Raw genomic sequence first — 12751 nt, forward strand, 5'->3', positions numbered from 1 at the left:
AACACTTTGTGTATGAATTAGTTGGCTAATTTTATACTATTTACTGAATGTCCCTAGTTGGCTTTTTGTATCTCTATATATTCTCCCGCAAATAAGGTTTAGCCGCCCACAGGAGAAATCCCGATATCAAATTCAATTTATACTTTTACAATAGTCTTTCATTACCTTTTCTTCCGAAATCTGATTGTCTACAGGAAGTTCTCCCATCTTTTTCTCCTGAGGAAGTTTCAACGTATAAAGGGCAACATTCAGTTTACGAATCTGGTCACGTTTCAGTTTGCCCGGATTATAAACGAAACCTTCTACTACGACAATCCGACCGTTCGTACGGTCCACACGAACATGTGAAACGAAAGGACCTCCCATAGCATCGTTCTCCATTTCCCACAAACCGCGTACTTCATATGCATAATCACCCTGCACTGCAATGTGACGAGCTTCTACAAAAATAGAATCAGCAGTCACCATATACATACCTTCTTTTGCTCCCAGAATGTTGGCTTTCATCACAGAATCTCGTTTCTCTATGAAATATGCCTTTGTAAAAGTTCCCTTGCTGGTATACGGATAAGTATAGATTACAAAATTCAAATCATTCAGGTTGCTGGAAGCCCACAAGAACTGTGGGCCAACCTTATACGAAGCCAGTTCTACCGGCATCCAGATATCACAGTCAAACAAGCTTTGTACCTTGGCAGACAAGACATCATTATGCTTCTTCTCCAACAGTTTTACTTCCCGGTTCATTTCTGCACGGGTAAAGAAATCAATAATCACCTGTCCATTCTTGGATACATATTCGGCAAACTCTTCCTGATTCGGCGACTGGATAGTCATAATCATCTGTGGAGAAGAATACGCGTCACGGATATACTTGAATTTAGTTTGCGTATAGATGTCCTGAATATCCACAATAATGATGTTGCGGAACAAACGGGTACTACGGTCAAAATACTCCGGACGAATTCTTGAAATCCGGAAAGAACGTTCCGGTTGGGGCAATCCCGGTACATCGGTATCAAGTACATGGAAAAGCGCACTATCCGGACTGTTCCAACATTTGTCATCCGCAACCACCAGTACCTCATAAGGCCTACCACTGGATACCGGAGTAACAATACTTTTACCATCCTTCTGACAAGAAGCCAACACCGATACAACGAATATAAGACTTAAATAAAAGGAAAAACGTTTCATAAATTTTAAAACTAAGTTTTCAAATACAGACTATTACACGAATCAATTCTAAAAACCATTCATAAGATTCAGTTTAAGCATATATCCTTCACGTAATGCCTGCTTGATATCATATACCACTCCTTCAGAAGCATCTGAAGGTACCTTCAGCGAAACTGAAAGGTTCTCAGACTTATTTTCCTCACATAACTGCTTGATTTTCGAAGAAAGTTCATCCAGAGAGAAATCCTCCAACTCACCCACTATCACATTATCACTCAAAAATCGGACTTCATATCCGGGCAACGGAACAGTCTTATCGGCCACACCCGCCGGTACATCCGCATATGCTTTCGGAGAAGCATAATAGAAACGGGAAATCAAACATTCATTCACCAATTCTTGAGGATAAGTTTTCGAAAGCTCCCGTCTGACCTCATCATACGCTTTTACCAATTTCTGCTTGGCGACAGTTATCGCCCCCATCTTTGTATTGCGGTCTGCTACAATACGGACAACGATAGGAAACATTTCCTCTTTCTGTTCAGAATACAATTTAACGAAAGAGTCTTTCAGTTGCTTCTTAGCCTCGTCCGTCATGGTTTCATAATCAACAAACTTCTTCTTTAAAACATGATTTTCAGGTCCGAAAAGAAACTGGTTCCGCTGGTTGCAATACAATTCCAGCACATACGCCTTTCCCGACGAAATATGCTCCAGCATCAGATTGTCTGTATTCCGCTGCTGTGCTGTGTCCCTCACCATTAATCCGGATTTTTCTTTTCCTTGATGCTTCATTTGAAAAGCTGCGCCATAATCCGCTACCGTTTCTTTCACTTCCGGCCTCGCAAAGGCATACACGACCCCTGCAGCCAAAGGTACGGCTAACAAGACACGCAGCCGGACCCACTTACTGTGTCTTTTTTTCGACATCATAGATATACGTTTTTTAAGTGAACTGTGAGTAAAACCGCAAGCCATAGAGTAGAGCCTTGAGCCCACTGCTTTCCTCACCAATAACAGTTGATATGTTTTTACATCGATGCCTTGATTCAATACACCTTCATCGGCCTGATACTCATGAACACCATTAAGTTCATACCTCAGTTTCCACACCAACGGATTCCACCAATGAAAGATTAAGATAAACTGTATCAGCAGATTGTCATAACAATGTCCATACCGGCAATGCATCTCCTCATGCAAACGGACCGGAGAATATTCTTCATACTCCTGACTGTTCATGACGATATACCTTCCCCAGCTAAAAGGACGGACAGGAATATCATACAACACCCATCGTAATCCATTACATTCTTTATATTCCTTCCGGTTTATCCAACGGAACAAACGGATATAGCCTACAACCCATTGCAAAAGAATGAAGGCACACCCCGACAGATAAACCACCATCGATAACACAAGCCAACCCCAATCATTGGCTTCCTTCTGAGTAATCTCCACCATACCGGTAGCAGAAGCAGATATTACATCAACAGGCTGTTTCCATTCCTCCATAAGAATAAAAGGAGACTGCACTAAAGGCTCATGCTCTAATTCCAGAGAAACGAAAGGCAATAACAGACAGGTCAGCATTCCACCCACCAGCACCCATCGGTTCAAAGAAAAGCGAGTGGTCGAAGCACAAAGCAGCTTATAGAACCCATAGAGCAATGTCAGGCAGAAAGAGCTTTTCAGTAAATAGATTAAAAGGGCTACCATAGGTCAAAATTTACGATTATTCTTCCCCTCCTCTATCTGAGCTATCAACTGCTTCAGTTCCTCCAGGTTCATTTTCTCGTCTTCAATAAACTGAGAAACGACCTTGGTATAAGAATTATCAAAATATTGAGAAACAATCTCTCCGATAGCCGAACCCTTGTATTCATTTTCTGTTATTTTTGCTTCATAACGGTAGGTATTTCCAAATGCACGATAACTGACAAAGCCTTTTTCTACCAACAACTTCACCAGAGTAGCTACTGTATTGTAATGTGGTTTCGGTTCCGAATAGAATGCCAACATTTCACGGATAAACAAAGGGCCATGGGTCCATAAGATATTCATTATTTCTTCTTCTTTTGGTGTCAGTTTCTTCATAAACAGCTCATTTAAGATTAATACTACACGAAGATATGAAAATTATCAGACAAACAACTAAAAGTTTTAGTAGAACTACTAATATTAATAGTAATTAATAATAAGAATAAAAAAAGACAAAATATTCAAACGATTTATGGAAAACACAAGCAGATTTTGACCGACATGTCAAAACTAAAATAGAACATTCAGTAAATATCTCAATTTAAGGATATAAAAAAGGCAGGAGAGCGATGATTCACTTTCCTGCCTTTTTATATGTTTATATCTTATCTTCTTTAGAACTCACTGGTAAAATGGAACTTGATATGCTTGAAGTCCATCTGCGCCATCTGAAGCACATAACCACTGTCGGCCAGGAACACATCGCGTCCGTCGCGGTCTTTGGCCATATACTGGTACTTACGCTTCTTGAAGGCTTCCAGTTCAGCCGGATCGTCGCTTTCAATCCAGCACGCCTTGTAGAGGCTCAACGGTTCCCAACGGCATTTCGCATTGTATTCATTTTCCAAACGATACTGGATTACTTCAAACTGCAACTGCCCTACCGTACCGATAATCTTCCGACCATTGAACTGGTTGATAAACAACTGTGCCACACCTTCGTCCATCAGCTGGTCAATACCCTTGTTCAACTGCTTGGTCTTCATCGGGTCGGCATTCTCGATGTACTTGAACATTTCCGGAGAGAAGCTGGGCAATCCCTTGAAATGCAGGATTTCACCCTCAGTCAACGTATCACCAATCTTAAAGGTTCCATTGTCCGGCAAACCGATGATATCGCCTGCCCATGCCTCATCCACCGTGGTCTTGCGCTGAGCCATGAACTGCGTGGGTGAAGAGAAACGCATGGTTTTGTTGTGACGCACGTGCAGATACGGCGTGTTACGGGTAAACTTCCCGGAACATACCTTACAGAAAGCCACACACGAACGATGGTTCGGGTCGATGTTGGCCGTAATCTTGAACACGAACCCCGTGAACTTGGGCTCTTCCGGCATCACAATACGTTCCTCTGCCTGTACCGGACGCGGACTCGGCGCAATCTCCACAAAGCAGTCGAGCAATTCCTGTACACCGAAGTTGTTCAAGGCCGAACCGAAGAACACCGGAGCCAGTTCACCTTTCAGGTAATCGTCTACGTTGAATTCCGGATAAACCCCTTCAATCAGTTCCAGCTCGCTGCGCAACTTCTCCGCCAGCGGCGTACCGATATGATTGTCCAGGTCTTCCGTATGAATGTCCACTTCCACCTTCTCCGTCACCACCTGCTTGGAGGGCTGGAAAAGATTCAACTTCTGTTCGTAAATGTTGTATACCCCCTTGAAACGCGGACCGCTCTCAATCGGCCACGTCAGCGGGCGTACGTTGATGACCAGCTCTTCCTCCAGTTCATCCAGCAAATCGAACGGGTCCTTAGCTTCCCGGTCCATCTTGTTCACGAAGATAATCACCGGCGTGTTACGCATACGGCAAACTTCCATCAGCTTACGGGTCTGCGATTCCACACCCTTTGCTCCGTCCACCACGATGATAACGCTATCCACCGCCGTCAGCGTACGGTACGTATCTTCCGCAAAATCCTGGTGGCCCGGCGTATCGAGGATATTGATTTTATAGTCATGGTAGTCAAACTCCATCACGGAGGTAGTGACCGAGATACCACGCTGTTTCTCGATGTCCATCCAGTCAGACGTGGCCGTTTTCTTAATCTTGTTTGACTTCACGGCTCCGGCCACCTGAATCTGCCCACCGAAAAGCAACAACTTTTCCGTCAACGAGGTTTTACCGGCATCCGGATGCGCGATAATCGCAAATGTTCGTCTTCTTGCTATTTCCTGATTTGCCATATTTATTGTTTTAATTTTTCAATACATTCCGCCAGACTGTCCATCCAGTAAGGAACCTCCACTCCGTAGGTCTTTTTCAGCTTGGTCTTGTCGAGCACGGAATAGTGCGGACGGCAAGCCTTGGTGGGATAATCTTCTGTGTGAAGCGGGGATACGTGACAAGAGGTAATGCCTGCCAGCCGATGGATGGCCTTGGTAAAATCAAACCAAGAGCAGACACCTTCATTGCTGAAATGATAGATGCCCGGCACAATTCCTTTTTCCAGTGCCACAAAAATAGCCTGAGCCAGGTCGCGTGCATACGTCGGGGTACCAATCTGGTCGAAGATAACGCCCAATGTTTCTTTTTCCTTTCCCAGACGAATCATTGTCTTCACAAAATTATTACCGAAGGTAGAATACAGCCACGCCGTACGGATAATCATCGCATTCGGACAATATTTCATCACCTCCTGTTCTCCTCCTAACTTGGTAGAACCATATACGGAATTCGGACACGGAGTATCCTCTTCCTTATACGGGATATGGGCCGTACCATCAAACACATAATCCGTAGACACCTGCACCAGCCAGCCTCCCCTGCTCTGTGCCGCCTTGGCCAGATAGCCCGGTGCCACACGATTCAACTTGTCACAGAGTTCCACATTATCCTCTGCCTTATCAACAGCCGTATAGGCCGCACAGTTCACAATGACGTCAATCTGATGGGCTGTCACAAAATCCATCACCGCCTTCTCATCGCAGATGTCCAGCTCTGCCACATCCGTAAAAAAATACTCAAAATTGGTGTGCTCTTCTGCCAGCAGACGCATCTCATTGCCTAACTGTCCGTTGGCTCCCGTCACTAATATTTTTTTCATATTTCTGTGTATGTTAATCCAAATCCAAATCGCCTTCCTTGTCCTTTATATAATAATCAGCCAGCATGGCCAGTAAGTCACTAATGGATTTCATGGCCTTAGCCGTTCCCTCACTGATTTCCTTTTTCTGCAACTTCAGCATCAGCACCCCATAAAGGGCATCGAAACAGGTCTCCAGTTCAGGCACATCCTTGTCGCCTCCCTTGGCCCGCAACTCCACAATAAAAGGCAATACCTTATAATAAGCCGCCGTATAATACGGAAACTTAGGTGAACGCAACAGACGCAGATGCAAGTCGGTCAGCCAGACAATGATATTCTTGTTAATCTGCAGGTGACCTTTTTCCATCACTCCCTCCTGCTGCATCATGTGAATCAGGTCCTCATACCAGCGGGCCAGCTCCTGTTTCTGCTCGTCCGTAGCCGGATAAGGATCAATGATGTGCTTCCGGATTTTCTCCATATCGCAGCCATTGGCCCGAATCAAATCCTCTACCTGCCACATATACAGCAGGTATTCAGCAATATTCTTTTTTTTAAGTTGTTGAGAAATATACATATCCTATCAAGAAAAAGATTTGCCAGCAATGGCCAAGACGATTCCTACCACCGCCGCTATCATGACCACGACACCGATGATGCGGTTGAGCACCCAAATGCCGCGTAGGTTAAACCGCGAACGTACTTTGTTGACGAAATACGTAATGCTGAACCACCAGCCCAACGCCCCCGTAATAATAGCCAGATAGCCTACCAGTTGAAAACCAATGGGGCTGCCCGGCATCACAAACGAGAAGCGGGCAAACAGACCGATGAACAGGAAAATGATGAGCGGATTGGACAGGGTCACAAAAAAAGCCGTCACGAAATTGTGTAAGTACGTACCACGCGTACCCGAAGACGGACGAAGAGATTTTACCGGATTGCTGCGAAACGTGTAAATACCGAAAGCCAGCAACATGATGCTACCTACTACCTGAAGAAAAATATGATGTTTCAGAATAATATCATCCATGAAACTCATTCCGTATCCGGTAATCAACGCATAACATATATCGCTCAGCGCTGCTCCTACTCCTGTAACAAATCCAAACCAGCGACCCTTGTTCAACGTACGTTGAATGCAGAGCACACCGACCGGACCCAAAGGGGCAGAAACCACGATTCCGATAATCAACCCTTTCACAAACAATTCAAGTATAGTAACCTGTTCAATCCAATTCATAGTGCAAAGATGCTACTTTTTTACGAAAGTACCTACAAATTTTTATACGATTATCATCTTCTGCCTACCGAGAAAAACCCTTTCACAAAATTTTAACCTCCCATCCATACCCTCTTTTCCTCCAGTGTTTTCTTCAAAAAACTCTTACAAATTCTCTGTTTCACACTGTGGGATACAAAAACCACAGTGTGGGATATATATTTCACACTGTGAGATACAAATTCCACACTGTGAAACAGAGAATATTCAAGGGAAAAAAGATAAATGAGACGGGGCGTTTTCGTTTATCATCTCTACCACCTCCGAAAAATACCTTTACTCAGTCTACAAATCCACCAGTACTGCTAAGATACCCAGGCCTACAGCCACAAACGTAGAAATTAATCCCGGCATCATAAACGAATGATTGAGCACATATTTACCGATACGAGTCGTCCCTGTGGTATCAAAATTGATTGCTGCCACGACCGTCGGATAATTCGGAATGAAAAAATACCCGTTCACCGCTGGAAAGAGCGCAATCAGCATATAGGGGGAAATGCCCAATGCCATACCCAAGGGAAGCAAGGCCCGAATGGTAGCCGCCTGACTGAACAACAGGATGGACATGACAAACAAAGCCACGCCGAAAAGCCAAGGCATATCAGTCACCATACCGAAGATACCTTCCTTTATCACCGAAATATTACCTGAAATAAATGTATCGCCCATCCAGGCAATACCAAAGATGGCCACTACCGCTTGCATTCCCGCATTGAATACTGAACTCTTGGCCGCCTTCATGCCACTAGTGCCGGTCAGCAGCAGAATCAATGCGGCTACCGACAACATAAGAATTTCAATGATGTGCGCCATCTGCATCACGACCACGCCCCCGGAAGTCTGGAACGACGGACGAAGGCTGTCGATGGAACCAAACAACACAATACCTACCGTGGCTGCCAAAAACAACAGTACAGAAGTCAGCGCCTTGCCGGGATGAAGCACCTCGGCCGTACAATAATTGGCCCCCGACAACTCCCCCGACTTCAAACGTGCCTGGTACACAGGGTCATCTTTCAATTCCTTACCCACATGCATGGAATAAAAAGCTCCTACCAACACTCCCACCAAAGTACAAGGAATGGAAATCTTCAGGATATCAAACAAGGTAATATCGTATCCGGCCAACATACTCAAAAGGGCAACCGTAGCCGCAGAAATGGGACTGGCGGTAATGGCCTGCTGGGAAGCAATAACGGCAATTCCCATCGGACGCTCCGGACGGATGCCTGTCTCACGAGCCACTTCGGCAATCACCGGAAGTACGGAATAGGCCACATGCCCCGTTCCGGCAAAGAAAGTAAAGAGGTAAGTCACCAGCGGACTCAGCAAAGTGATGCGCTGGGGATGGCGACGCAAGATCTTCTCCGCCCATTTCACCATCAAGTCCAATCCTCCGGCAGCCTGCATGCAACCCGCCGCTGCAATCACTGCCACAATCATCAGCATCACATCAATCGGAGGAGCAGTCGGTTCCAGCCCGAACACAAACGCAAGAACAGCCAGCCCGAGACCTCCAAACACACCCAGTCCGATGCCACCCACCCGTGCGCCGACCACAATGGCCAGCAAGACAAACAGTAATTGTAACCACATAAAATAGAAACAGTTTTTGGTTTAAAGTGCAAAGATAGGCATATTCCGCGGAATGTGAAAACGACACAGGCATTCCACGACGCAGCGATAACATTACTTCTATTTTTTTCGTTTATTCCGAGGATTTTCCCTACCTTTGTACCACTTTTAAAGCGCATTGAATTTTCATTATAACATACAAGTGCTATGATTCTATTTTTCAGAACACCCACAAACAGTGTGATTGCCACAGAATGCAATCAGGAGCTGAATGCTGAAGACGTCAAGAAACTATGCTGGCTTTACAGCGACGCTACTGTGGAAAATGAAGACAACCTGAAAGGATGGTTCATCGGTCCACGTCGTGAAATGATTACCCCTTGGAGTACAAATGCAGTAGAAATCACCCAAAACATGGGGCTCAAAGGTATCCGCCGTATCGAGGAATATTTCCCGGTAAAGGACGAAAATGCCGACCATGATCCGATGCTGCAACGTATGTACCACGGACTGAACCAGGATATTTTCACGGTGGACATCAAACCGCAGCCTATCATATACATTGAGAATCTGGAAGAATACAACGAAAAGGAAGGTCTGGCGCTTTCACGCGAAGAAATGGACTACCTGCTGAAGGTGGAAAAAGACCTGGGACGCAAGCTGACCGACTCGGAAGTATTCGGTTTCGCACAGATTAATTCAGAGCACTGCCGCCACAAAATCTTCGGTGGAACTTTCATCATCGACGGACAGGAAATGGAATCTTCTCTGTTCCAGATGATCAAGAAAACCACACAGGAAAACCCCAACAAAATTATCTCGGCCTACAAAGACAACGTAGCCTTCGCCGAAGGTCCTGTAGTAGAACAATTCGCTCCGGCCGACCACTCTACTTCTGACTATTTCATTATCAAAGATATCAAGACCGTCATCTCACTGAAAGCGGAAACTCACAACTTCCCGACTACCGTGGAACCGTTCAACGGGGCCTCTACCGGTACAGGTGGTGAAATCCGTGACCGTATGGGTGGTGGTAAAGGTTCCTGGCCGATTGCCGGAACTGCCGTGTACATGACTTCTTATCCGCGTACGGACGAAGGCCGCGACTGGGAAAACATCCTGCCGGTGCGCAAATGGTTGTACCAGACTCCGGAACAGATTCTGATCAAAGCATCAAACGGTGCTTCCGACTTCGGAAACAAATTCGGACAACCGCTAATTTGTGGTTCTGTACTGACGTTCGAACACGAAGAAAATAACGAAAAATATGCTTACGACAAAGTCATCATGTTGGCAGGAGGTGTAGGTTACGGTACACAGCGTGACTGCCTGAAAGGTACTCCGGAAGCCGGTGACGAAATCGTCGTACTCGGTGGTGACAACTACCGCATCGGTCTGGGAGGTGGTTCCGTTTCTTCTGTAGATACCGGACGTTACTCTTCTGGTATCGAGCTGAACGCCATCCAGCGTGCCAATGCCGAAATGCAGAAACGTGCCTACAACGTGGTACGTGCCCTGTGTGAGGAAGATGTGAACCCGATTGTGTCTATCCACGACCACGGTTCTGCCGGACACGTGAACTGTCTGTCTGAGTTGGTGGAAGATTGCGGTGGTCTGATTCACATGGACAAGCTGCCTATCGGCGACGAAACCTTGTCGGCCAAAGAAATCATCGCCAACGAATCACAGGAACGTATGGGCTTGCTGATTGAAGACGAGGCCATCGAACATGTACGCAAGATTGCGGAACGTGAACGTGCCCCGATGTACGTGGTAGGTGAAACAACCGGCGACCATCGCTTTGCCTTCGAACAGGCTGACGGTGTGCGTCCGTTCGACCTGGCCGTAGACCAGATGTTCGGTTCTTCTCCGAAAACTTATATGGTGGACAAGACCGTAGAACGTCACTATGAAAACGTTTCTTACGATGTCACCAAACTGAATGAATATTTGCGCCGTGTGCTGCAGCTGGAAGCCGTAGCCTGCAAGGACTGGTTGACCAACAAGGTAGACCGTTCCGTGACAGGTAAGATTGCCCGCCAGCAGTGCCAGGGTGAATTGCAGTTGCCGTTGAGCGACTGTGGTGTGGTAGCCCTCGACTACCGTGGTGAAAAAGGTATCGCTACTGCACTGGGACACGCTCCGCAGGCTGCCTTGGCCAATCCGGAAGCCGGTTCCGTACTGGCTGTATCGGAAGCACTGACCAACTTGGTATGGGCTCCGCTGGCCGACGGTATGGACAGCATTTCTTTGTCAGCCAACTGGATGTGGCCTTGCCGTTCACAGGAAGGGGAAGATGCCCGTCTGTACAAGGCCGTGAAAGCATTGTCTGATTTCTGCTGCGAACTGCAAATCAACGTACCGACCGGTAAGGACTCCCTGTCCATGACACAGAAATATCCGAACGGAGAAAAAATCATCAGCCCGGGAACCGTCATCGTTTCTGCCGGTGGTGAAGTATCCGACATCAAGAAAGTGGTTTCTCCGGTCATGGTCAACAAACCGAAATCAACCTTCTATCATATCGACTTCAGCTTCGACCAGCTCCGTCTAGGTGGTTCTGCCTTCGCACAGTCACTCAACAAGGTGGGAGACGACGTGCCGACCGTACAGAATCCGGAATACTTCCGCGATGCCTTCATGGCTATCCAGGAACTGGTCAACAAGGGATTGATTCTGGCCGGACACGATATCTCTGCCGGTGGTCTGATTACGACCCTGCTGGAAATGTGTTTTGCCAACGTGGACGGCGGTATGGAAATCAACCTCGACAAGATCAAATGCGACGATATCGTGAAGATTCTATTTGCTGAGAATCCGGGTGTAGTGATTCAGGTAGCCGACAAGCACAAAGCAGAAGTCAAGAAGATTCTGGAAGATGCCGGTGTAGGTTACGTGAAAATTGGTGTACCGACCGAAGAACGTCACATCCTGGCTACCTTCCACGATGCCACTTACCAGTTTGGAATTGATTACTTGCGTGATGTATGGTATTCTACTTCTTACCTGCTCGACCGCAAGCAGAGCATGAACGGCTGTGCCAAGAAACGTTTTGAAAACTACAAGCAGCAGCCGCTGGAATTCGTATTCGACAAGTCATTCACCGGCAAACTGTCACAATTCGGACTCGACCCGAACCGTCGTACACCGAGTGGTATCAAGGCAGCCATCATCCGTGAAAAAGGAACCAATGGTGAACGTGAAATGGCTTACATGCTATATCTGGCCGGCTTCGACGTAAAAGACGTGACCATGACCGACTTGGTCAGCGGACGTGAGACACTGGAAGACATCAACATGGTGGTTTACTGTGGTGGTTTCTCCAACTCCGACGTGTTGGGTTCTGCCAAAGGATGGGCCGGAAGCTTCCTGTTCAACCCGAAAGCCAAAGCAGCCCTGGACAACTTCTACGCACGCGAAGATACATTGTCACTGGGTGTCTGCAACGGTTGCCAGCTGATGATGGAACTGGGACTGATTACTCCGGAAGACAAGAAGAAAGGAAAGATGCTGCATAACGACTCCCACAAGTTTGAATCTGCCTTCTTAGGCGTGACCGTACCGATGAACCGCAGTGTGATGTTCGGTTCACTGAGCGGCTCCAAACTGGGTATCTGGGTAGCTCACGGAGAAGGTAAGTTCTCATTGCCTTATCCGGAAGACCACTACAACGTAGTGCTGAAGTATTCTTACGATGAATATCCAGGCAACCCGAACGGTTCAGACTACAGTGTAGCCGGTATCGCCAGCCAGGATGGACGTCATCTGGCCATGATGCCTCACTTGGAACGTGCTTGCTTCCCGTGGGAAAATGCTTACTATCCGCTCGATCGCAAGAACGAAGACCAAATCACTCCGTGGATGGAGGCCTTCGTCAATGCCCGCAAGTGGGTAGAAGCCAACCGCAAGAAATAATCTGGTAT

At 46.6% G+C, this 12751-nt stretch carries 9 protein-coding genes; 1 reads left to right on the top strand and 8 read right to left on the bottom strand.

Annotation, left to right across the window (positions count from 1 at the left end; all coding sequences use genetic code 11):
• Positions 1-132 precede the first annotated feature (132 nt).
• The 8 genes from RDP42_RS06690 to RDP42_RS06725 form a co-directional block, all read right to left on the bottom strand.
• Complete coding sequence (locus tag RDP42_RS06690; protein WP_308763067.1) at positions 133-1197, bottom strand: DUF4837 family protein; 1065 nt, start codon at positions 1195-1197, stop codon at positions 133-135.
• 48 nt (positions 1198-1245) lie between these two features.
• Entirely contained in the window at positions 1246-2898 is a 1653-nt protein-coding gene (locus RDP42_RS06695; protein WP_308763068.1) for a M56 family metallopeptidase, read from the bottom strand.
• Between the two features lie 3 nt (positions 2899-2901).
• Positions 2902-3276 carry a BlaI/MecI/CopY family transcriptional regulator gene (locus tag RDP42_RS06700; protein ID WP_148329602.1) on the bottom strand — a complete coding sequence of 125 codons (375 nt, stop codon included), beginning with the start codon at positions 3274-3276 and terminating at the stop codon, positions 2902-2904.
• Positions 3277-3554: 278 nt separating this feature from the next.
• Positions 3555-5126: a peptide chain release factor 3 gene (locus RDP42_RS06705; RefSeq protein ID WP_204475728.1), complete on the bottom strand. Its 1572-nt coding sequence runs from the start codon at positions 5124-5126 to the stop codon at positions 3555-3557.
• A 2-nt stretch (positions 5127-5128) separates the two neighbouring features.
• Entirely contained in the window at positions 5129-5986 is an 858-nt protein-coding gene (gene rfbD, locus RDP42_RS06710) for a dTDP-4-dehydrorhamnose reductase (RefSeq protein WP_308763069.1), read from the bottom strand.
• Positions 5987-5999: 13 nt separating this feature from the next.
• Positions 6000-6545: a DUF4924 family protein gene (locus RDP42_RS06715; protein WP_204475726.1), complete on the bottom strand. Its 546-nt coding sequence runs from the start codon at positions 6543-6545 to the stop codon at positions 6000-6002.
• A gap of 6 nt (positions 6546-6551) precedes the next feature.
• Positions 6552-7211, bottom strand: a complete 660-nt coding sequence (locus RDP42_RS06720; RefSeq protein ID WP_308763070.1) for a LysE family transporter — start codon at positions 7209-7211, stop codon at positions 6552-6554.
• A gap of 324 nt (positions 7212-7535) precedes the next feature.
• Positions 7536-8849 (bottom strand): anaerobic C4-dicarboxylate transporter, encoded by a 1314-nt coding sequence (locus RDP42_RS06725; protein WP_308763071.1) that lies wholly within the window; start codon positions 8847-8849, stop codon positions 7536-7538.
• A gap of 186 nt (positions 8850-9035) precedes the next feature.
• Here RDP42_RS06725 and purL point away from each other — a divergent pair, with 186 nt between their 5' ends.
• Positions 9036-12743 (top strand): phosphoribosylformylglycinamidine synthase, encoded by a 3708-nt coding sequence (gene purL, locus RDP42_RS06730; RefSeq protein ID WP_308763072.1) that lies wholly within the window; start codon positions 9036-9038, stop codon positions 12741-12743.
• The last annotated feature ends 8 nt before the right edge of the window (positions 12744-12751 follow it).

This window comes from uncultured Bacteroides sp. (assembly GCF_902472605.1).
Classification (GTDB): domain Bacteria; phylum Bacteroidota; class Bacteroidia; order Bacteroidales; family Bacteroidaceae; genus Phocaeicola.